This window comes from Streptomyces sp. NPDC050485, assembly GCF_044458185.1.
GTDB lineage: Bacteria > Actinomycetota > Actinomycetes > Streptomycetales > Streptomycetaceae > Streptomyces.
In genome coordinates this window covers 295,538-316,268 of the sequence record NZ_JBITHR010000003.1, presented here as the reverse complement: position 1 = coordinate 316,268, position 20,731 = coordinate 295,538, and the positions used below count along the sequence as shown (strand labels likewise).

The following is a 20,731-nucleotide window of genomic DNA, read 5'->3' as shown; positions in this document are numbered from 1 at the left end:
GGTACCACCCTCCTTGGCGGCGTGCGGAACACACCGCCCCCTCATTGGGGTCGCGAAGCCGGGTCTACTCGGCCCCGTCGCATGCGGGGTCTTTCTTCCGGCGGCTCGGGGGTGATCTTCACTTCGCGCTCGCCTCCGGGCTCACACCGTCCCCGGATCGCTCTTGGCTGCGTACGCCGCTACTCGTCCCGTCCACGCCTCTCGCTGGGGCCAGTGTACGGGGCCCGGCGAAGGACGGCTGACCGGTTTTCGGCGGGCCGGGTCCGGGGCGCGGCCATGACCCGAATGGTCATACGGGCCCCGGCGGAGTCCGGCTCCGCCCGTCCGGCGGATTCACCCGGGCGGGAGCTGGGCACAACGGATGCAGGTTCGTCTTGCCGCCGCTCCGGGGCGGGGCGAACCGGCGGCGTGCCCCGTTGCCGCGGGCCTGGGGTCGATTTATCGTCCCAGCACGATTCGCGAGCAAGATCACAATATGTGAAGGGGCCGCGGCCATGGTGGCGAAGAAGACCGCCGTAGAGACCACAACGGCGTCCAAGAGAGCCGATGCCACACGTGCTGCCGCAGGTGCCTCCACGGGCCCGGCGGCCGAGGAGACCGACGGGAAGAAGTCCGCCGTCGCCAAGAAGGCGGCGGAGAAGACCACCCCGGCGAAGAAGGCGGCGGCCAAGAAGAAGGCGGCGGCCGCCGGGACGACCGCCAAGAAGGCGGCGGCCGAGGACGCGGCGGGGGGCGGGGAAGCGGGCGCCAAGAAGGCGGCGCCCGCCAAGAAGGCGGCAAAGAAGAGCGCGGCCGGCAAGACGGCGGCCAAAAAGGCAACCGGGACGGCACGGGCCGCGTCCGACAAGGCGACCGACAAGACGGCGCCGGTGAAGTCGGCCGGGGCGGGCGCCAAGAGGGCCGCGACCGCGGCCCAGGGGGCGGCTGCGGCCGCGGAACAGACGGGAGCCAGCAAGGTGGTTGCGAAGAAGACTGCGGGAGGGGCGACGGCGGCCAGGAAGTCCACCGCCGCGGCGTCGGCGGTGCCGGCCGCCCGTGCCGTCGCCACGGCTGCCGGGGAGCTTCCGGTCCGGCCGGGCGAGGACCCCTGGACCCCGGCCGAGGTCGCCGAGGCCCGCAACGAGCTGTCCAGCGAGATCCTGCGGCTGCGCAGCGAGATCGAGGCCTCGGAGGCGGCGCTGACCGGGCTGATGCGCGACTCCGGCGACGGCGCGGGCGACGACGACGCCGACACCGGCACCAAGAACATCACCCGCGAGCACGAGATGGCGCTCGCCGCCAACGCCCGCGAGACCCTGGAGCAGACCGAGCACGCCCTGGGGCGGCTGGACGCCGGGACGTACGGCTACTGCGAGATCTGCGGGAAACCGATCGGCAAGGCCCGGATGCAGGCGTTCCCGCGGGCCACCCTGTGCGTCGAGGACAAGCAGAAGCAGGAACGCCGCGGCTGACTCCCGAGGGGTGTGCCGTACCCTCGTGCTCAGTCAGGCACCTAGTCGTTGAGGGACTCACGTGGCAGAGGCGGAGCGCATCATCGGTACGCCGGATGTGGAAGGGGCCGACGATTCGGCGGCCGCTGCCGAGCGGCCCAGGGGCAAGCGGAGGATCGCCGTGCTGTTCGCGGTGGCGGCCTTCGCCTACCTGCTCGACCTCGGCAGCAAGATGCTCGTGGTGGCCAGGCTGGAGCACCACGAGCCGATCAGGATCATCGGTGATCTGCTGCAACTGAACGCGATCAGGAACGCGGGTGCCGCCTTCGGGATCGGCGAGGCGTTCACGGTGATCTTCACGATCATCGCGGCCACCGTCATCGTGGTGATCGCGCGCCTGGCGCGCAAGCTCTACAGCCTGCCCTGGGCGATCGCGCTCGGCCTGCTGCTCGGCGGCGCCCTCGGCAACCTCACCGACCGGATCTTCCGTTCGCCCGGCATCTTCCAGGGCGCGGTGGTCGACTTCATCGCGCCGGCCCACTTCGCGGTCTTCAACCTGGCCGACTCCGCGATCGTCTGCGGCGGCTTCCTGATCGTGATCCTCTCGTTCCGCGGCCTGGACCCGGACGGCACCGTCCACAAGGACTGATCCGCGGGTAAGGCGATGTCGGTGGGGCAAGGCATACTCGACGGGTGAGTACGATTCCCGAGATCCGCACCCTGCCCGTTCCCGACGGCCTCGAAGGCGAGCGCGTCGACGCCGCCATCTCCCGCATGTTCGGGTTTTCCCGTACCAAGGCGGCCGAGCTTGCCGCGGCGGGGAAGGTGCAGGTCGACGGCGCCCTGGTCGGCAAGTCCGAGCGGGTGCACGGCGGCGCCTGGCTGGAGGTCGAGATGCCGCAGGCGCCCGCGCCGGTGCAGATTGTGGCCGAGCCGGTCGAGGGCATGGAGATCATCCACGACGACGACGACATCGTGGTCATCGTGAAGCCGGTGGGCGTCGCCGCCCACCCGAGCCCCGGCTGGACCGGCACCACGGTCATCGGCGGTCTCGCCGCGGCGGGTTACCGGATCTCCACCTCCGGCGCCGCCGAGCGCCAGGGCATCGTGCACCGCCTGGACGTCGGCACCTCCGGCCTGATGGTCGTGGCGAAGTCGGAGCGGGCGTACACGCTGCTCAAGCAGCAGTTCCGCGAGCGGGTCGTGGACAAGCGCTACCACGCCCTGGTGCAGGGCCACCCGGACCCGATGAGCGGCACCATCGACGCCCCGATCGGCCGCCACCCCAACCACGACTACAAGTGGGCCGTGACCGCCGAGGGCAAGCCGTCGGTCACGCACTACGACCTGATCGAGGCCTTCCGCGCCGCCTCGCTGCTCGACATCAAGCTGGAGACGGGGCGCACGCACCAGATCCGCGTCCACATGTCGGCCCACCGCCACCCCTGCGTCGGCGACCTGACCTACGGCGCGGACCCGACCATCGCCAAGCGCCTCAAGCTGACCCGCCAGTGGCTGCACGCGGTGCGGCTGGGCTTCGAGCACCCCTCCGACGGCCAGTGGGTCGAGTTCGAGAGCGACTACCCGGCCGATCTGCAGTACGCCCTCGACACGATCCGGGCCGAGAGCGAATGACGGCCTTCCAGGTCCGCCTCGCCGCCGACGCGGCCGACCGGGAGGCCTGCTTCGCGGTGCGCCGGCAGGTGTTCGTGGTCGAACAGCGGGTGCCCGAGGACCTGGAGTACGACGCGTACGACGCGACCGCCCTGCATGTCCTCGCCGAGGGCGCCGAAGGCCCGCTCGGCACCGGGCGGCTGCTGCACGGCCCCGAGGCGCTGGCCAAGACCGGTGACGCGGGCGTCGGTTCGCTCGGCCGGCTCGCGGTCACCGCGGCGGCCCGCGGCCTCGGCGTCGGCGCGGCGCTGGTGCGCGCCATCGAGGACGCGGCCCGCGCGCACGGCCTGACCGCGGTGGACCTGCACGCGCAGACGCGGGCACTGGGCTTCTACGAGCGGCTCGGGTACGAGGCGTACGGACCGGAGTTCCCGGACGCGGGGATCGCGCACCGGGCGATGCGCCGGGCCCTCTGAACCTGTCCGCCTCGTGCGGTTCCCGCCCCCGATGGGCGGTTCGGGCGGATTGCGTGGCACGCTGGAGGCCTTGATCGTCAAGGCCGTTCCGGCCCGCACCGCCCCGGAGGGCATCCGTGGATCAGCTGGCCCTGCTGCTCGTGCTTCTCCTGGGCGCGGTGGTGATGGTCCCGTTGGGCAACCGGCTCGGTCTGCCCGCACCGGTGCTCATGACGCTCGCCGGGATGGTCATGGCGCTGCTGCCGTTCGTGCCGAACGTGTCCATCGCGCCGGAGTTCATCCTGCCGCTGGTGCTGCCCCCGCTGCTCTACGCCTCCGTACAGCGCACCTCCTGGCGGCAGTTCACGGCCAACGTCCGGCCGATCTTCCTGCTCGCGGTGGCGCTCGTCTTCGTGACCACGGCTGCCGTCGCCGCCGTGGCCAACTCCATCGTGCCGGGGCTGCCGATCGCCGCCGCCGTCGCGCTCGGCGCACTCGTCGCACCGCCCGACCCGGTCGCCGCGACCGCCGTCGCGGGCTCGCTCGGGCTGCCGCGCCGGCTGGTGTCGATCCTGGAAGGCGAGGGGCTGTTCAACGACGTCACCGCGATCGTGCTCTATCACGTGGCGATCGCGGCGGCCGTGAGCGGCAGCTTCTCGTGGGCGTCGGCCGCCGGTGAACTGGTGCTCTCGGCCGTGGTCGCGGTCGTGGTGGGCCTCGCGCTCGGCTGGGCCGCCGACAAGCTGATGGGGCTGCTCGGGGACGCGACCCTGCAGATCGGCCTCACGCTCCTGGTCCCGTTCGTCGGCTACGTACTGGCCGAGGAGTTCGGCGGCTCCGGGGTGCTCGCGGTCCTCACCGTGGCGCTGTTCCTCGCCGAGCACACGATGGACGCCGACGACGTGCAGGGCCGGCTGGCCGGAGCCACGTTCTGGGAGATCGTCGACACCCTGGTCACCGGGGTCGCCTTCGGCCTCATCGGCCTTGAACTCCACCAGGTCTTCGGCACGGCGACCGGCCGCGAACTGCACATGTTCGGCTGGGCGGCGGCCGTGGTGGGCGTCGTCGTCGGCGTACGGCTGCTGTGGCTGCTGCCCGCCACCTGGCTGGCCAAGCGGCTGCACACCAAGCGCGACTACGACGAGGAGATCCCGGTGTCCTGGCGGGAGACCGTCGTGATGTGGTGGTCCGGGATGCGCGGCGTGGCCTCGGTGGCCCTCGCGCTCGCCATCCCGCTGAAGACGGACGACGGCTCGCCCTTCCCCGGCCGCGACGAGATCGTCTTCATCGCCTTCGCGGTGATCATGACCACCCTGGTCTTCCAGGGGCTCACCCTGCCCTGGCTGGTCAGGAAGCTGGGCGTACGGGCCGACACGGACGCCGAGCGCGGCCTGGAGCGGGACCTGGCGATCCGCGCCGCGAAGGCCGCGAAGCGGCGCCTGAAGGAGATCGAGGACGTCGAGGAACTGCCCGAGGACGTCATGGAGCAGTTGCTGCGACGGGCCTACGACGTGGGCGCGCGGATCAGCCCCGATATGGTCGACGAGGAGCGCCGCGAGTCGTACGCGAAGCGGGTGGAGCGGATCAGGGCGGTGCAGCGCATCCAGCGCGAAATGATGTCGGCGGCCCGGCACGAGGTCCTGTCCGCCCGCAGCGAGCCCGGCGCCGACCCGGAAATCGTGGACCGGGTGCTGCGGCAGCTGGACGTACGAAGCCTGAGGTGAGCCGGGGCTTCGCCGCGGCGCTCAGACAGTCGGGGGAGGCGGGGCCGCAGGCCCCGTGCTGATGCGCGGCAGGGCGTACGGATGGTGTTCGTACAGCCACGCCACCATCTGCTCCCGCACCACGCACCGCACCGTCCAGATGTCGTTCGCGTCCTTGGCGGTGACGGCCGCCCGCACCTGGATCGTGGACGGCGTGGTGTCCGTCACCACGAGGGAGAAGTCCCGCCCGTCCCAGGCCGGGCACTCCTTGAGGATCAGAGCGAGCCGCTCCCTCATCAGCGGCAGCGGCGCCGAGTGGTCCAGGTGGAAGAAGACCGTGCCGGTCATCTGGACGCCGCCGCGCGACCAGTTCTGGAACGGTTTGCTGGTGAAGTACGACACCGGCATGGTGATGCGCCGCTCGTCCCAGGTGCGTACCGAGAGGAAGGTGAGCGTGATCTCCTCCACGACGCCCCACTCCCCGTCGACCACCACCGTGTCGCCGATCCGCACCATGTCGCCGAAGGCGATCTGGAATCCGGCGAAGAGGTTGCCGAGGGTGGACTGGGCCGCCACACCGGCGACGATGCCCAGGATGCCGGCCGAGGCGAGCAGCGAGGCACCGGCCGCGCGCATCGGCGGGAACGTCAGGAGCATCGCGGCGACCGCCACCACACCGACGATCGCGGTGACCACCCGCTGGATGAGCGTGACCTGGGTGCGCACCCGGCGCAGCCGCGCCGGATCGCGGGCGGTGACCGCGTAGCGGGCGTACGAGGACTCCACCACCGCGGCCGCGATCCGCACCACCAGCCAGGCGCTCGCGCCGATCAGGACGAGCGTGAGGAACTGGCCGAGGGCCGGCCCGTTCTCCCGTACGGGCCGCCAGGCGATCTGCCGGTAGGAGCCTCTGAGCAGGGCGGCGAGCAGGACGACCCGCAGCGGTATGCGGCAGCGGCGCAGCAGGCCCCACAGCGGGGTCTCGCGGTGCCGGGAGCCGGCTCGCCGGAGCAGCCGGTCGACCAGCCATCCCAGCAGCAGCGTGAGCACGACCGAGCCGCCGATGACGATCAACGGACGCAGCACGTTCTCCATGCCTTCGACCGTAACTGGCACGATGACCCCATGAACATCTTGCTTTTCCATTCGGCCTACGGCCTGCGCCCCGCCGTGCATGAGGCGGCCGAACGGCTGCGCGCCGCGGGTCACGAGGTGCACGTCCCCGACCTGTACCAGGGCCGCACCACCGAGACCGTGGAGGAGGGCATGGAGATCAAGGACGAGATCGGCAAGGACGAGCTCCTCAAGCGCGCCATTCTCGCCGCCGCCCCCTACTCGGAGCGCGGCCTCGTTTACGCCGGATTCTCGCTCGGCGCGTCCATCGCGCAGACCCTGGCGCTCGGCGACGAGAAGGCCCGCGGTCTGCTGCTGCTCCACGGCACCTCGGACATGGCCGAGGACACCGCCGTGGACGAACTGCCCGTACAGCTCCACGTCGCGGACCCGGACCCGTTCGAGCCGGGTGACTGGCTCAACTCCTGGTACCTGCAGATGCAGCGGGCCGGCGCCGACGTGGAGATCTACCGCTACCCGGGCGCCGGCCACATCTACACCGACCCCCGGCTCCCGGACTACGACGAGGCGGCCGCCGAACTGACCTGGCGCACCGCACTGGGCTTCCTGGACAGCCTGGAGCCCGCCGGGGAGTCCGGGGAGTAGAGACGCCGAACGGGCAGGCCGGACCGGGGAGTTGGGCCTGCCCGTTCGTCAGCGGCGGCCGCCGTGATCAGCCCTTGAGGGCCTTGTCGATCGCCGCGGTGTACGTCGCCGGGTCCATCGGGGCGTTGTCCGACTGGCCGTCGGTGATCTTCTTGCCGTCCATCTTGAGCGTCGGGGTGCCCTGGACACCGCTCTTGTTGAACTTGTCCGACATGGTCAGCGCCCACTTGTCGTAGGTGCCGTCCTTCACGGCCTTGTCGAACGCCGCGTTGCCCTTGAGCGCCGCAACGGTGTCGGCGATCTGGATCAGGTAGTCGCGGTCCTTGAACTTGTCCTGGGTCTCGTCCGGGTGGTACTTGGCCGAGTACAGCGCCGACTTGTAGTCCAGGAACGCCTGCGGGCTGACGTTCAGCGCCGCGCCAAGGGCGCTCAGCGCGGTCCTGGAGCCCACGCCGGGGCTGCCGTTGTCGATGAACGTGGCGCCGATGAACTGGACCTTGTACTTGCCCGCGTCGACGTCCTTGCGGATCGACGGGCCGACGGTCTGCTCGAACTGCGAGCAGATCGGGCAGCGCGGGTCCTCGTACATTTCGAGGGTCTTCTTCGCGTCGGCCTTGCCGATGACGACGGTCGTACCGTCGGTGCCCGTGGTGTTCGCGGGCTTCACCAGCGTCTTGTCCTTGGCGGCCTCCCACGCGGTGGGCTTCATGTTCTGCATCACCAGGTAGCTCGCGCCACCCGCGATGGCGAGCACGCCGACGATGGACGCGGCCACGATGACCTGCCGACGCGCCTTGTCCTTCTTGGCCTGACGCTCGCGCTCCGCTCGCAGTCGATCGCGGGCGGCAGCCTTGTTGGCCTGGCTGTTGCGGGAACTCATGATTTTTTCTCCGGATGGCAGGTGGGGAAAGTGATGGGGGACTGCTGTGCTCAGGCGAGGCCGAGCGACGGGCAGGGAGGTCCCCTCCGTGCCACGGAGTGCACCAGCAGGCGGGTGTGCGAGTGGCCCGGGCTCCGGTGCGCCGGGCACCCGCGCGGGTGTACGCGATCGGCGGCGCCGCCCACCGCGGCCGCCGCGAGCAGCAGCGGCCGGAAGGCGAAGGCGGCCACCGCGCGCAGCAGCCGGGCCAGCGCCGCCTCGCCGCGCCGCAGCCACAGGGCGGCGAGCAGGCCGACGGCCAAGTGGGCGGCGAGCAGCAGCCAGGGCACGGCCGGGCCGGGGTGGGTCAGCAGGGTGGCCGCGTTCGCCGGGGTGCGCATGGCCCCCAGCGTGCCGCCGCCGCACAGCACGTCGACGCCGACCGCGCGCAGAGCGCCGGCGACGGGCCCGCCGGCCGGCCCGTAACAGACGTGCTGGCCGGTGGTGAACACGGTGTCGGCGGTCAGCTCCAGCGGAACCAGCGCCCCGGCGATGGCCCAGAAACCGCGCTCGCGCCCGGCGAGCGCGTACGCGATGACGAACACCGCGCCAGCCGCCGACGCCACCAGCGTGAGCGGCAGCGGGACGCGCGAGAGCAGCACATGGGACGCGGCGGAGAGCGTCACGACGAGCGCCGTGAAAAGCGCCGCGCGTGCCGCTCTGAGCTGCGTCCCTGATATGTCCATCGCGGAGGAGTGTGCCATGTCCCGCTGTGCGCCGTGCCCAAGAATTCGGCTAAGAGTTCGGCCGGGAGTGCGTCTGCGACGTCGGTGACGGTTTCGGTGACTTCTTCGGTGACGGCTTCGGGACGCTAAAGACCCGGAATCCGGCCGTTGCGGAACAGGTCCACGAAGATCTGGTGGTCGGCCCGGGCCCGCGCCCCGTAGGAGTGCGCGAAGTCCACCAGGAGCTCGGCGAAGCCCTCCTCGTCGGCCGCTATCGCCGCGTCGATGGCCCGCTCGGTGGAGAACGGCACCAGCTCGAAGTGGCCGCTCTGGTCGTCGGCCGCCGCGTGCATGGCGGCGGTGGCCCGGCCCAGGTCGGCGACGACCGAGGCGATCTCCTCGGGGTCGTCGATGTCCGACCAGTCCAGGTCCACCGCGTACGGCGAGACCTCGGCGACCAGCTGGCCCGCGCCGTCCAGCTCGGTCCAGCCCAGCCACGGGTCGGCGGCGGCCTGCAGCGCCCGCTGCGAGATCACCGTGCGGTGCCCCTCGTGCTGGAAGTAGCCGCGCACCGCCGGGTCCGTGACGTGCCGGGACACCGCCGGGGTCTGCGCCTGCTTGATGTAGATCACCACATCGTTCTCCAGGGCGTCGCTGTGCCCCTCCAGAAGGATGTTGTACGAGGGCAGCCCGGCCGAGCCGATCCCGATGCCGCGCCGCCCCACGACGTCCTTCACGCGGTAGGAGTCCGGGCGCACCAGGCTCTCCTCGGGCAGCGTCTCCAGATAGCCGTCGAAGGCCGCGAGCACCTTGTAGCGGGTGGCCGCGTCCAGCTCGATCGAGCCGTCGCCCTCGGTGAACCGGCGCTCGTGCTCCCGGATCTCGGTCATCGAGTCGAGCAGCGCGAACCGGGTCCGGGCGCGGGCGTCGCGCAGCGCGCCGAGCAGCGGGCCCTCGGCGGTGTCCAGGGTGAAGGGCGGCACCTCGTCCTCCTTGGCGCCGCCGGCCAGCGCGTGGACGCGCTCGCGGTAGGCGCCGGCGTAGGTGCGCACCAGGGCGGTGATCTGCTCGTCGCTGAACGCCTTGGTGTAGCCGATCAGCGCGAGCGAGGCGGCGAGCCGCTTCAGGTCCCAGGTGAAGGGGCCCACGTACGCCTCGTCGAAGTCGTTGACGTTGAAGATCAGCCGGCCGTTGGCGTCCATGTAGGTGCCGAAGTTCTCGGCGTGCAGATCGCCGTGGATCCAGACCCGGCCGGTGCGCTCGTCCAGGTAGGGACCGCCGCGCCCGTGCTCGGCCAGGTCGGCGTAGAACAGGCAGGCCGTGCCCCGGTAGAAGGCGAACGCCGAGGCAGCCATCTTGCGGAACTTGACCCGGAAAGCGGCCGGGTCGGCGGCCAGGAGCTCGCCGAACGCGGTCTCGAAAACGGCGAGTATCTGCTCGCCGCGCTGCTCAGCGCTGGGCTGCGGGACCGACATCGCTGGTGCCTCCTGGTGCGTACTGCGTGCGTCACGATCGGGACGGTGTCCGTGCCCCTTCCAACGCGCGACCGTACCCCGGAGTGCCCGCCCGTCGCCCGACCACCGCCCCTCATCGAGGCGCTTCGCGCCGCGGTTCCCCCTCGACTGTCGGCGGGGCGACGTAGACTCCGAGGCTGTCCCCCTCGCTCTGCGAACCCCCTGCCGCTGGAGGCCACAACCGTGTCCAAGCCGCCGTTCACGCACCTTCACGTCCACACCCAGTACTCGCTGCTGGACGGTGCCGCGCGGCTCAAGGACATGTTCAACGCCTGCAATGAGATGGGCATGACGCATATCGCCATGTCCGACCACGGCAACCTCCACGGTGCCTACGACTTCTTCCATTCGGCGAAGAAGGCGGGCGTCACGCCGATCATCGGCATCGAGGCGTACGTCGCCCCCGAGTCGCGGCGCAACAAGCGCAAGATCCAGTGGGGCCAGCCGCACCAGAAGCGCGACGACGTGTCCGGTTCGGGTGGTTATACGCACAAGACGATCTGGGCGCACAACAAGACCGGTCTGCACAACCTCTTCCGGCTGTCCTCCGACGCGTACGCCGAGGGCTGGCTGCAGAAGTGGCCGCGGATGGACAAGGAGACGATCTCGCAGTGGTCGGAGGGGCTCATCGCCTCCACCGGCTGCCCCTCGGGCGAGGTCCAGACCCGGCTGCGGCTCGGCCAGTTCGACGAGGCGGTGCAGGCGGCCTCCGACTACAAGGACATCTTCGGCGAGGGCAAGTACTTCCTGGAGCTGATGGACCACGGCATCGAGATCGAGCGCCGGGTCCGCGACGGGCTCCTGGAGATCGGCAAGAAGCTCGGCATCCCGCCCCTGGTCACCAACGACTCGCACTACACCTACGCCCACGAGGCGACCGCGCACGACGCGCTGCTGTGCATCCAGACCGGCAAGAACCTCTCCGACCCGGACCGCTTCCGCTTCGACGGCACCGGCTACTACCTGAAGTCCACGGACGAGATGTACGCCATCGACTCCTCGGACGCCTGGCAGCAGGGCTGCGCCAACACGCTCCTGGTCGCCGAGCAGATCAACACCGACGGGATGTTCGCCGAGAAGAACCTGATGCCGAAGTTCGACATCCCGGAGGGCTACACCGAGATCACCTGGTTCCGCGAGGAGATCGCGCGCGGGATGAAGCGGCGCTACCCGGGGGGCGTCCCCGAGGACCGCCAGAAGCAGGTCGAGTACGAGATCGGGATCATCCTGGAGATGGGCTTCCCCGGGTACTTCCTGGTGGTCGCCGACTTCATCATGTGGGCCAAGAACAACGGCATCGCGGTGGGCCCCGGCCGTGGTTCGGCCGCAGGCTCGATCGTCGCGTACGCCATGGGCATCACCGACCTCGACCCGATCGAGCACGGGCTGATCTTCGAGCGCTTCCTCAACCCCGAGCGCGTCTCCATGCCCGATGTCGACATCGACTTCGACGAGCGCAGGCGCGTCGAGGTGATCCGTTACGTCACCGAGAAGTACGGCGCCGACAAGGTCGCCATGATCGGTACGTACGGAAAGATCAAGGCCAAGAACGCGATCAAGGACTCCGCCCGCGTCCTCGGCTACCCGTACGCGATGGGCGACCGCCTCACCAAGGCCATGCCCGCCGACGTCCTCGGCAAGGGCATCGACCTCAGCGGCATCACCGACCCGAGCCACCCGCGCTACAGCGAGGCGGGCGAGATCCGGGGGATGTACGAGAACGAGCCGGACGTGAAGAAGGTCATCGACACCGCAAAGGGTGTCGAGGGCCTGGTCCGGCAGATGGGCGTGCACGCGGCCGGCGTCATCATGTCCAGCGAGCCGATCGTCGACCACGCGCCGATCTGGGTGCGGCACACCGACGGCGTGACCATCACGCAGTGGGACTACCCGCAGTGTGAGTCCCTCGGCCTGATCAAGATGGACTTCCTGGGCCTGCGCAACCTGACGATCATGGACGACGCCGTCAAGATGGTGCGGTCCAACAAGGGCGTCGATCTGGAGCTCCTGGCGCTGCCGCTGGACGACCCCAAGACCTACCAACTGCTCTGCCGCGGCGACACGCTGGGCGTCTTCCAGTTCGACGGCGGGCCGATGCGCTCGCTGCTGCGCCAGATGCAGCCCGACAACTTCGAGGACATTTCCGCCGTCTCGGCCCTGTACCGGCCGGGCCCGATGGGCATGAACTCGCACACGAACTACGCGGAGCGCAAGAACGGCCGCCAGGAGATCACCCCGATCCACCCGGAGCTGGAGGAGCCGCTCAAGGAGACGCTCGGTCTGACCTACGGCCTCATCGTGTACCAGGAGCAGGTACAGAAGGCGGCGCAGATCATCGCGGGCTACTCGCTCGGCGAGGCCGACATCCTGCGCCGCGTGATGGGCAAGAAGAAGCCCGAGGAACTGGCGAAGAACTTCACCATCTTCCAGGAGGGCGCCCGAAAGAACGGCTTCTCGGACAAGGCCATCCAGGCCCTGTGGGACGTCCTGGTCCCGTTCGCCGGATACGCGTTCAACAAGGCGCACTCCTCGGCGTACGGCCTGGTCACCTACTGGACCGCGTACTTGAAGGCGAACTACCCGGCCGAGTACATGGCGGCGCTGCTCACCTCGGTGAAGGACGACAAGGACAAGTCGGCCGTCTACCTGAACGAGTGCCGGCGCATGGGCATCAAGGTGCTGCCGCCGAACGTGAACGAGTCGGTGCACAACTTCGCCGCCCAGGGCGACGACGTGATCCTCTTCGGCCTGGAGGCCGTCCGCAACGTCGGTACGAACGTGGTGGACTCGATCATCCGCTCCCGCAAGGCGAAGGGGAAGTTCGCCTCCTTCCCCGACTACCTGGACAAGGTCGAGGCCGCCGCCTGCAACAAGCGCACCACGGAATCGCTCATCAAGGCGGGCGCCTTCGACACGATGGGCCACACCCGCAAGGGCCTCACCGCCCAGTTCGAGCCCATGATCGACAACGTGGTGCAGGTCAAGCGCAAGGAGGCCGAGGGGCAGTTCGACCTCTTCGGCGGCATGGGCGAGGCGGACACCAGCGAGCCGGGCTTCGGCCTCGACGTCGAGTTCGGCGACGTGGAGTGGGAGAAGTCGTACCTGCTCGCCCAGGAGCGGGAGATGCTCGGCCTGTACGTCTCCGACCACCCGCTCTTCGGCCTGGAGCACGTGCTGTCCGACAAGGCAGACGCGGGCATCGGGCAGCTCACCGGCGGTGACTATTCGGACGGCTCGATCGTCACCATCGGCGGCATCATCTCCGGCCTCCAGCGCAAGATGACCAAGCAGGGCAACGCCTGGGCGATCGCCACCGTCGAGGACCTGGCCGGCTCCATCGAGTGCATGTTCTTCCCGGCGACCTACCAGTTGGTGTCGACCCAACTGGTCGAGGACGCCGTGGTGTTCGTCAAGGGGCGGCTCGACAAGCGCGAGGACATCCCGCGCCTGGTCGCGATGGAGCTGATGGTCCCCGACCTGTCGTCGGCGGGCACCAACGCGCCGGTGGTCCTGACCATCCCCACCGTGAAGGTCACCCCGCCGATGGTCAGCCGGCTCGGCGAGATCCTGAAGCACCACAAGGGCAACACCGAGGTACGGATCAAGCTCCAGGGACCGCGCTCGACCACGGTCCTGCGCCTGGACCGGCACCGGGTCCAGCCGGATCCGGCCCTTTTCGGTGACCTGAAGGTGCTGCTCGGCCCGTCCTGCCTGGCCGGCTGAGCTCTCCGTACGGTCGGGCAGGAGAAAGGGGCGCACCCACCGGGTGCGCCCCTTTCTTGCCGTAACGGCTAGTTGTGACCGAATCGACGCTGGTGCTTACGGGCAACATCCGCCGGGCTGCCCTGAGCCTGCGTCTGCGGCATGGCCTGGGACTCGAAGGCGGTGGACTTCGCCTGCTCCTGACCGCGTACGGCGGAGCTGGACTTGTCGCTGGACTTGTCCTGCTGGGCCGACTTGCGGTTCTTGTTCTTGGCCATGGGGATGCCTCCTGTGGGGGAACTCGGGGCCAGGGCCGCTGTCAGACTCACACATCACGACAAAGAGCGCATTTCGGGCCATTACCGAGTGTGATTGCGCGGTCTCTTCCCAATCCGCCACGCCGATGATCGAGTTCCGGACGTCAACCCTTGCGCGGTCGGGCAGACTCGAAGGAAACCCCGAGTTCATTCGGAGATCTCCCCAACCCCCGCTCCTGATTCTTCTTTTATTTGGCTTTTCGGTTCCCGAAAGAGGGTGGAACGCATGGACCGCTGCGTCGTCCTGGTGGATGCCGGTTACCTGCTCGGCGCCGCCGCGAGTCTGCTCGCCGGAGAACCGGCCCGTTCGCGCATCACCGTCGACCACGCCGCCCTGATCCAGGGGCTCCGAGAGCGCGCCGAGGCCGACACCCAGCAGCCGCTGCTCCGCATCTACTGGTTCGACGGCGCCCCCGACCGGGTGCCGCAGCCGGAGCACCGGCGGCTGCGCGTGATGCCCAGGGTGACGGTCCGCCTCGGCGCGCTGACCCGCAGTGACGGCCGCTGGGCGCAGAAGGGCGTGGACGCCGCCATGCACGCCGAGCTGACCGAACTGGCCCGCAACCGCGCCTGCTCCGACGTGGTCCTGGTGACCGGCGACGGCGATCTGCTGCCGGGCCTGATGTCCGCGAAGGAACACGGCGTCGCCGTCCACCTGTGGGCCGTGCAGGCCGCCGACGGCGACTACAACCAGTCCGAGGACCTGGTCGCCGAGGCCGACGAGCGCCGGGTGCTCGACCGCTCCTGGATCACCCAGGCGGTACGGGCCAAGGACCTCAGCGGGATCTGCTCCCCGGCCCCCGCGCCCCGCCCCGAGATCGCCGCGATCCTCTCCGCGCCGCTGCCCGAGTCGGCGCTCGCCGCATCGGCCGAGCGGGCCGCCGAGGCCCAGACGGCGGCCGCCCGCAACGGCACCGCGCAGCCCGTGGCCCCCGGCGAGAACGGCGCCGCGGTGCCCGCCGCGGGCGGCGGCAAGGGCGTACCGACACCGAAGGACCTCGCGGGTCTGCGCGGGCCCGGCAGCACCCCCGCGCCGCCCCAGCCCGCATCGGCGACCCTGCGCTGGTCCTCCGACAAGGGCTGGGTGGAGCGCCCCGGTTCGGCGCTCGGCGAGTCGCCCGAGACGGCCTCCCTGCCGACGCTTGCCCAGCTCACCAGCGCCGAGCAGCGCTGGGCCGACCGCGAGGAGGACATCACCACGGTCGGCGGCGACCCCTACGAAGTGGGCCAGGTCTTCGCGCGGCGCTGGATGGAACGCCTCCCGGAGCCCTCGCACGTCCAGAAGCTGTCCACGATGTACCCGCGCATCCCGCACCGCATCGACGGCGAACTCCTGCGGTACGCGGCCCGGTTCGGCCTCCTCGCGCACAAGGACGACCAGATCGACGAGCACGACCGGTACGCGATCCGGGCGGGCTTCTGGCGCGAGATCGACGTCCGGGCGGCGGCCGAGCGGCAGCCGGTCGGCGAGTAGGCAGCCGGACAGGGTGGCTTAGAACCGCCCCCGGGGCGGGGCGGGTCCTGCGACCCCTTAGGCTCGTTCCCCGTGAGTACCGGCACAGCAGCGGCGCGGGCCGGCACCGTTTGCGCGGTGCGGGGCCTGGTCAAGACGTACCCCGGGGCGCGGGGCGGACGGGGCGCGCCCGGTACGCCCGAGGTCCGGGCCACCGACGGGATCAGCCTGGAGGTGCGGGGCGGCGAGATCTTCGGCCTGCTCGGCCCCAACGGCGCCGGCAAGTCCACCCTCGTACGCCAGCTGACCGGGCTCATGCGGCCCGACGCGGGCTCCGTCGACGTGCTCGGGCACGACCTGGTGCGCCACCCCGAACGGGCCGCCCGGCTCATCGCCTACCTCGGCCAGGAATCCACCGCCCTGGACGAGCTGACCGTCTCGCTCGCCGCCGAGACCACCGGCCGGCTGCGCGGACTCACCCGGCACGCGGCGCGCGCCGAACGCGACGACGTGCTGGCCGAACTGGGGCTCGGCGAGATCGCCGGGCGGCCGCTCAAGAAGCTCTCCGGCGGCCAGCGCCGGCTCGCCTGCTTCGCCGCCGCACTCGTCGGCGAACGCCCCGTCCTCGTCCTGGACGAACCCACCACCGGCATGGACCCGGTGGCCCGGCGGGCGGTGTGGGCCGCCGTCGACCGGCGCCGGGCCGAGCGCGGCGCGACCGTGCTGCTCGTCACCCACAACGTCATCGAGGCCGAGACCGTGCTCGACCGGGTCGCCGTGATCGAACGCGGCAGGGTCATCGCCTGCGACACCCCCGCCGGCCTCAAGGCGCGCGTCGCCGACGAGGTGCGGGTCGAGCTCGTGTGGCGGGACCGGGCGCCGGTCGAGGTGCCCGAGGTCGCGGCGCTGCGCGCGGCGGCCCAGGAATCCGGGCGGCGCTGGACGCTGCGGCTCAGCCCCGAGCGGGCGCGGGCCGCCGTGGCCACCGTCACCGGAGGCCCGGCCTTCGCGGCCCTCGATGACTTCACCCTGGCCACCCCGAGCCTCGAAGACGTCTACCTCGCCCTCGGCGGCCGCACGGAAGGGCTGGTGAAGGCGTGAGCGCCATTCCCCTGGAGAGCGGCGTCGAGCCGATCGGCGACCTCGCCGAGGCTAGTGGCCCCGCGCCGCGCACCGCGCCCGCCGCCGCCCCGCTCGCCCCCCGTGCCCGGCTGCTGCCCGCGCTCGCCGCCGTCTACCGCGCCCAGCTCTCCCGGGCCCGGGTGGCCCGGATCCCGCTGCTGTTCGTCGCGACCTTCCAGTCCGTCGGGATCATGATCCTGATGCGCGGGGTGGTGGACGACGGGAGCGGAGCCCGGGCGGTGGTCGCCGGGTCCAGTGTGCTCGTCGTCGCCTTCGTCGCGCTCAACCTGCTCGCCCAGTACTTCGGGCAGCTGCGGGCGGGCGGCGGGCTCGACCACTACGCGACGCTGCCCGTGCCGCCCGCGTCCGTGGTGCTCGGCGCGGCCGCTGCGTACGCCTCCTTCACCGTGCCCGGGACGGCCGTGACGGCCGTGGCCGGATGCGTCCTGTTCGGGCTGCCGATGGGGCACCTGTGGGTGCTCGCCGCGGTGGTCCCGCTGGCCGGGGCCGCGCTCGCCGGGCTCGGCGCGGCCCTCGGGCTGCTCGCGCCGCGCCAGGAACTCGCCACGCTGTTCGGCCAGTTGGGGATGTCGGCGGCGCTGCTGCTCGGGGTGCTCCCGGCCGGCCGGCTGCCCGGCCCCATCGCCTCCGCACGTGATCTGCTGCCCTCCACCTACGGTGTGGAGGCCTTCGCGCACAGCTTCGACGCGCACCCCGACTGGGGCGTCGTGGGGCTCGATCTCGCCGTGTGCGCGGCCGTCGGCGTCGTCTCGCTGGCGGTGGCGACGTGGGCCTACCGCCGGGCGGCGGTCCGGTGAGGCAGCGCACAGACACGCCTGGCACGATGTCAGGGTGACCGCACCTCTGACACCACCTCCTCACCAGCAGCCGCCGGGCGACGACCCGGGGCAGCCGCACGCCGGGGGCGCGCACCCCGGGCCCGTCGAGGAGGCGCCCGCCGTGAAGAAGGACTTGCGGGACGCGGTGCTCGTCGCCCTCGCGGTGACGCTGGCCGGAGTGGTGCTCGGGCTCCTGTGGCTGTGGCTGGCGCCCCGGGTGCCGCTGATCGCCGACGACAAGGCCGTCTTCCTCAAGGACACCGAGGGAGAGCAGGCGATCGGGGGCGACGGAACGTTCTTCTTGCTCGCGCTCTGCCTCGGCGCCCTCACCGCAGGCGCGGTCTTCCTGTTCCGCAAGGCCGGCGGCATCGCGGTGGTCCTCGGCCTCGCGGTCGGCGCCCTGCTCGGCTCCGTGCTCGCCTGGCGTCTGGGCATCTGGCTCGGGCCCAACCAGGACGTGGTGGCGGCGGCGAAGGCGGCCGGCAAGGGCGTCACCTTCGACGCCCCGCTCAAGCTCAACGCCAAGGGCGCCCTGCTGGCCTGGCCGTTCGCGGCGATGGCCGTCCACCTGGGCCTCACCGCCGTGTTCGGGCCGCGCGACGCGGACCAGCCGTGGCCGCCGGGCCCGATGGACGAGATCGGGCCGCTCGACCCCGGGCCGCTCGACTCCGGGCCGCCCGGGTCACCGCGGCCGTAGGGCGGGGCTACGCGGGCGCCGTAGTGCTCATCGCGCCCTAGGGCTAAGCGGGCCGCCTCCCGTGGTTGGCCCGGCCCTTCCTGATGCGCCACTTCCGCTTGCGGGTCCGCTTCGACATGGGCGTACCTCCCGTCCTCGGGTTCTAGTCGAGGACGGCGGATACGTCGAGCCCCTGGGACGCGGGTTCTTACGCGCGGCCGATCGGGGCCAGCAGGGCTCCGGTGAGGGCGGCCAGGTCGGTGGGGGTCAGCTCGACCTCCAGGCCGCGGCGGCCCGCCGAGACGCAGATCGTGGGGTGCGCGGACGCCGAGTCGTCCAGCACCGTGCGCAGCTTTTTGCGCTGGCCCAGCGGGGAGATGCCGCCCCGCACATAGCCGGTGGTGCGCTCGGCCGCCGCCGGGTCGGCCATCGCCGCGCGCTTGCCGCCGACCGCCGAGGCCAGCGCCTTCAGATCGAGCGAGCCCGCCACCGGGACCACCGCCACCGTCAGCTCGCCGTCCACGTCGGCGACCAGCGTCTTGAAGACCCGCTCGGCGCTCACCCCGAGGGCCTGCGCCGCTTCCTCCCCGTACGAGGCGGACGCCGGGTCGTGCTCGTAGGCGTGCACGGTGAACGCGGTGCCCGCGGCGGTCAGCGCCACCGTCGCCGGGGTGCCCGCGGACTGCTTCTTCTTGGCCAAGGCGGCTCTCCGGTCGGTCAGTTGGGGCTCGTGGGGGCGCGGGTCAGGTCCACCGCGGGGAGCGAGGGGAGGTGGCGGATGACCGCGGTCTCCTGGCGCAGCAGGTGCAGTTCCTCGCGGAGCCGGGTCGCGGTGTCGGGGGCCTGGAGCAGCCGCTGCTTGGCCGGGACGTCGAGGACCGCGGCGGCGGCGACCAGATAGGACACCACCGAGGGCTCGTCGGGGAGTTCCGTGGTGCCGGCGAGGGATCGCTCGCGGGCCCCGGCCAGTCGCTTCTGGTACGAACGGAAGGCCCGCAGGACGCCCTCGGCGAGCGCGCCCGCCTCCTCGCCCGGCTCCTCCGGGATCTCCTCGATCTCGGCGGTCAGATACGGCCCGCTCGCGTCGACCGAGAGCAGGCGCACCCGGGTCGTGCCGGTGGCGAGCACCTCGAAGCTGCCGTCCGCGCGCTCTCGGATCGTCGCCGCGTCCGCGACGCAGCCGACCCGGTGGAAGGCCTGGATCGGGTCGGGGCCGAAGCCGGCCGCCGGGCCCTTCTCGGGCTGCGCGGTCTGGTCGGGCAGACCGGGCGCGGTCGGCGCGACCTCCCGGCCGTCCCGGATCGCCACGACGGCGAAGCGGCGCGGCTCGTCGCCGGCCCCGTCCGCGGTGCCGGATGCGTCGGTGCCGGTCTTCAGCAGATCGCGCATCATGGCGCGATAGCGCTCCTCGAAGATGTTCAGCGGGAGGACGAGCCCGGGGAACAGCACCGAGTTGAGCGGGAAGAGTGGGAGGCGTGCGGTGGTCACAACGCTCAAGCGTAATGGCCGCCGGAGCGGGCTTGTCCGGGCTTCGCCCGCTCCCGTCCCCACGGCATGCCCGCGGCGACCTCGGTTCGTACGAACTCGCGCAGTTCGAGGAACTGCCCCAGCGGATCGGCGGCCAGATGCAGCCACGGAAAGGACGTCGCATACGGCCCGATACGCCGGAATTCCTCCAGCGTTTCCGGCCAGCGTCCACGGACGGCGAGCACATAGGCGAGCAGATTGCGGACCTCGGCCGGCCAGGGGTCGCCCGGCTCGTAGGCGGCGGACAGCTCGATGGCGAGGTCGGCCGCCGCGTCGATGCGCTCGTACGGGATCGCCCGGCCCGCGCCGCCCACCAGGTAGGCGAAGGCCGCGCGGGCCGGGAGCGCGCGGATCAGGGAGCCCGGCAGCGAGTCCTCGGCGGCCCGCTCGGCGAAGTCGAAGCACTCGCGGTGCGAGCCGTACCACTGGGCCGAGAGGTACTGGAGCGCCGCCACATGACAGCCGTAGTGGTGCGAGGAGCGGTGTATGGCCTCGTCCCACAACTCCTCGAAGACGGTGTGCGGCGCATGGGTGCCGCGGGCGTGGTCGAGGGCGATCCGCCAGGGCACCGGGTCGGCCGGGTCGCCGTTGGCCGCCGAGAGGATCAGCGGGGCCACCTCGCGCAGCCGCTCGGCGCGGGCGGGCGAGCCCCAGGCCCGGACGATCGCGAGTTCGGCCTTGACGAGCAGGGCGTCCGGGTCGCGGGGTGCCTCGGCCAGCCAGTTGGCGAGCCAGTCCGGTCTGCCGACCGCGAACGCCGCGAGCCGCATCGTGTAGCGGTCGCGGTTCTCCCACTCGGCCAGCTCGCGGGTGATGGCGAGCAGCTTCGCCGCCGCCCCGTACTCGCCGAGCGCGGCCGAGACCAGCGCGGGAGCGAGCCGGGCGTCGGGGGCGTCGAGCAGCACTTCCCGGCCATCCGGCAAGCCGGCGGCGAGGTGCGGCGTGTGCCTGGCCCGCCGTGCGGTGCGGATCAGCGCGGATACGAAAGTCATGGTGCGGACCATTGAAATCCGCAGGTGGGGGCGGCGCCAGGGGGGCCGCTGTGAAGCTTCTGTATCGGTGGTGAGGGTTGTACG

The 20,731-nt window shown here is 71.3% G+C and carries 19 protein-coding genes; 11 read left to right on the top strand and 8 right to left on the bottom strand.

Translation table 11 applies throughout. The annotated features are described in order from the left end of the window. Positions 1 to 494: 494 nt before the first annotated feature. From ACIBK6_RS08055 to ACIBK6_RS08035, 5 genes are all read left to right on the top strand, one after another. The gene (locus ACIBK6_RS08055; protein ID WP_399049776.1) at positions 495 to 1,451 is read left to right on the top strand and encodes a TraR/DksA family transcriptional regulator; all 957 of its coding nucleotides are present in this window, start codon (positions 495 to 497) and stop codon (positions 1,449 to 1,451) included. 61 nt (positions 1,452 to 1,512) lie between these two features. Then, entirely contained in the window at positions 1,513 to 2,079 is a 567-nt protein-coding gene (lspA, locus tag ACIBK6_RS08050; protein WP_399049775.1) for a signal peptidase II, read from the top strand. Positions 2,080 to 2,123: 44 nt separating this feature from the next. Then, positions 2,124 to 3,065: an RluA family pseudouridine synthase gene (locus ACIBK6_RS08045; protein WP_399049773.1), complete on the top strand. Its 942-nt coding sequence runs from the start codon at positions 2,124 to 2,126 to the stop codon at positions 3,063 to 3,065. Then, positions 3,062 to 3,520, top strand: a complete 459-nt coding sequence (locus ACIBK6_RS08040; protein WP_399049771.1) for a GNAT family N-acetyltransferase — start codon at positions 3,062 to 3,064, stop codon at positions 3,518 to 3,520. Before ACIBK6_RS08045 ends, ACIBK6_RS08040 begins: the two co-directional genes overlap by 4 nt. A 116-nt stretch (positions 3,521 to 3,636) precedes the next feature. Next, positions 3,637 to 5,223 (top strand): Na+/H+ antiporter, encoded by a 1,587-nt coding sequence (locus ACIBK6_RS08035; RefSeq protein ID WP_399049769.1) that lies wholly within the window; start codon positions 3,637 to 3,639, stop codon positions 5,221 to 5,223. Positions 5,224 to 5,244: 21 nt separating this feature from the next. Here ACIBK6_RS08035 and ACIBK6_RS08030 read toward each other — a convergent pair whose 3' ends face one another. Then, positions 5,245 to 6,297 (bottom strand): mechanosensitive ion channel family protein, encoded by a 1,053-nt coding sequence (locus tag ACIBK6_RS08030; protein WP_399049767.1) that lies wholly within the window; start codon positions 6,295 to 6,297, stop codon positions 5,245 to 5,247. A gap of 30 nt (positions 6,298 to 6,327) precedes the next feature. On the opposite strand from ACIBK6_RS08030, the gene ACIBK6_RS08025 reads away from it, so the two are divergent. Then, a complete protein-coding gene (locus ACIBK6_RS08025) occupies positions 6,328 to 6,921 on the top strand; it encodes a dienelactone hydrolase family protein (RefSeq protein WP_399049765.1) in 594 nt (197 codons plus the stop codon). A 67-nt stretch (positions 6,922 to 6,988) separates the two neighbouring features. On the opposite strand, the gene ACIBK6_RS08020 is transcribed toward ACIBK6_RS08025, so the two are convergent. From ACIBK6_RS08020 to ACIBK6_RS08010, 3 genes are all read right to left on the bottom strand, one after another. Beyond that, on the bottom strand, positions 6,989 to 7,801 hold the full coding sequence (locus ACIBK6_RS08020; RefSeq protein WP_399049764.1) for a thioredoxin domain-containing protein: 813 nt from the start codon (positions 7,799 to 7,801) through the stop codon (positions 6,989 to 6,991). A gap of 50 nt (positions 7,802 to 7,851) precedes the next feature. After that, positions 7,852 to 8,526: a hypothetical protein gene (locus ACIBK6_RS08015; protein WP_399049762.1), complete on the bottom strand. Its 675-nt coding sequence runs from the start codon at positions 8,524 to 8,526 to the stop codon at positions 7,852 to 7,854. Between the two features lie 125 nt (positions 8,527 to 8,651). Then, positions 8,652 to 9,980, bottom strand: a complete 1,329-nt coding sequence (locus tag ACIBK6_RS08010; protein WP_399049760.1) for a DUF2252 domain-containing protein — start codon at positions 9,978 to 9,980, stop codon at positions 8,652 to 8,654. A gap of 222 nt (positions 9,981 to 10,202) precedes the next feature. Here ACIBK6_RS08010 and dnaE point away from each other — a divergent pair, with 222 nt between their 5' ends. Beyond that, positions 10,203 to 13,742, top strand: coding sequence for a DNA polymerase III subunit alpha (gene dnaE / locus ACIBK6_RS08005; RefSeq protein ID WP_399049759.1), 3,540 nt, complete (start codon positions 10,203 to 10,205; stop codon positions 13,740 to 13,742). Positions 13,743 to 13,810: 68 nt separating this feature from the next. Here the strand turns inward: dnaE and ACIBK6_RS08000 are convergent, their stop codons facing one another. After that, positions 13,811 to 13,999, bottom strand: a complete 189-nt coding sequence (locus ACIBK6_RS08000; protein WP_399049757.1) for a hypothetical protein — start codon at positions 13,997 to 13,999, stop codon at positions 13,811 to 13,813. Positions 14,000 to 14,264: 265 nt separating this feature from the next. Here ACIBK6_RS08000 and ACIBK6_RS07995 point away from each other — a divergent pair, with 265 nt between their 5' ends. The 4 genes from ACIBK6_RS07995 to ACIBK6_RS07980 all read left to right on the top strand — a co-directional run bounded on the left by ACIBK6_RS07995 (position 14,265) and on the right by ACIBK6_RS07980 (position 18,149). Beyond that, entirely contained in the window at positions 14,265 to 15,512 is a 1,248-nt protein-coding gene (locus ACIBK6_RS07995) for an NYN domain-containing protein (RefSeq protein ID WP_399049756.1), read from the top strand. 72 nt (positions 15,513 to 15,584) lie between these two features. Next, positions 15,585 to 16,592, top strand: coding sequence for an ABC transporter ATP-binding protein (locus ACIBK6_RS07990; protein ID WP_399049755.1), 1,008 nt, complete (start codon positions 15,585 to 15,587; stop codon positions 16,590 to 16,592). 32 nt (positions 16,593 to 16,624) lie between these two features. After that, on the top strand, positions 16,625 to 17,431 hold the full coding sequence (locus ACIBK6_RS07985; RefSeq protein ID WP_399050172.1) for an ABC transporter permease: 807 nt from the start codon (positions 16,625 to 16,627) through the stop codon (positions 17,429 to 17,431). 34 nt (positions 17,432 to 17,465) lie between these two features. After that, positions 17,466 to 18,149 (top strand): hypothetical protein, encoded by a 684-nt coding sequence (locus ACIBK6_RS07980; protein WP_399049754.1) that lies wholly within the window; start codon positions 17,466 to 17,468, stop codon positions 18,147 to 18,149. A gap of 187 nt (positions 18,150 to 18,336) precedes the next feature. On the opposite strand, the gene ybaK is transcribed toward ACIBK6_RS07980, so the two are convergent. From ybaK to ACIBK6_RS07965, 3 genes are read right to left on the bottom strand one after another with little or no spacing between them, the layout of a single operon-like run. Next, positions 18,337 to 18,828 (bottom strand): Cys-tRNA(Pro) deacylase, encoded by a 492-nt coding sequence (ybaK, locus tag ACIBK6_RS07975; protein ID WP_399049752.1) that lies wholly within the window; start codon positions 18,826 to 18,828, stop codon positions 18,337 to 18,339. Between the two features lie 17 nt (positions 18,829 to 18,845). Next, positions 18,846 to 19,616 (bottom strand): LON peptidase substrate-binding domain-containing protein, encoded by a 771-nt coding sequence (locus tag ACIBK6_RS07970; RefSeq protein ID WP_399049751.1) that lies wholly within the window; start codon positions 19,614 to 19,616, stop codon positions 18,846 to 18,848. A 5-nt stretch (positions 19,617 to 19,621) separates the two neighbouring features. Further along, a complete protein-coding gene (locus ACIBK6_RS07965) occupies positions 19,622 to 20,659 on the bottom strand; it encodes a hypothetical protein (RefSeq protein ID WP_399049749.1) in 1,038 nt (345 codons plus the stop codon). Positions 20,660 to 20,731: the final 72 nt, after the last annotated feature.

Bases quoted from the DNA above. Each gene is read 5' to 3' on its own strand.
- ACIBK6_RS08055 (WP_399049776.1), top strand. From the start codon at position 495: ATGGTGGCGAAGAAGACCGCCGTAGAGACCACAACGGCGTCCAAGAGA.
- ACIBK6_RS08040 (WP_399049771.1), top strand. From the start codon at position 3,062: ATGACGGCCTTCCAGGTCCGCCTCGCCGCCGACGCGGCCGACCGGGAG.
- ACIBK6_RS08030 (WP_399049767.1), bottom strand. From the start codon at position 6,297: ATGGAGAACGTGCTGCGTCCGTTGATCGTCATCGGCGGCTCGGTCGTG.
- ACIBK6_RS08025 (WP_399049765.1), top strand. From the start codon at position 6,328: ATGAACATCTTGCTTTTCCATTCGGCCTACGGCCTGCGCCCCGCCGTG.
- ACIBK6_RS08020 (WP_399049764.1), bottom strand. From the start codon at position 7,801: ATGAGTTCCCGCAACAGCCAGGCCAACAAGGCTGCCGCCCGCGATCGA.
- ACIBK6_RS08015 (WP_399049762.1), bottom strand. From the start codon at position 8,526: ATGGACATATCAGGGACGCAGCTCAGAGCGGCACGCGCGGCGCTTTTC.
- ACIBK6_RS08010 (WP_399049760.1), bottom strand. From the start codon at position 9,980: ATGTCGGTCCCGCAGCCCAGCGCTGAGCAGCGCGGCGAGCAGATACTC.
- ACIBK6_RS08000 (WP_399049757.1), bottom strand. From the start codon at position 13,999: ATGGCCAAGAACAAGAACCGCAAGTCGGCCCAGCAGGACAAGTCCAGC.
- ACIBK6_RS07995 (WP_399049756.1), top strand. From the start codon at position 14,265: ATGGACCGCTGCGTCGTCCTGGTGGATGCCGGTTACCTGCTCGGCGCC.
- ACIBK6_RS07965 (WP_399049749.1), bottom strand. From the start codon at position 20,659: ATGGTCCGCACCATGACTTTCGTATCCGCGCTGATCCGCACCGCACGG.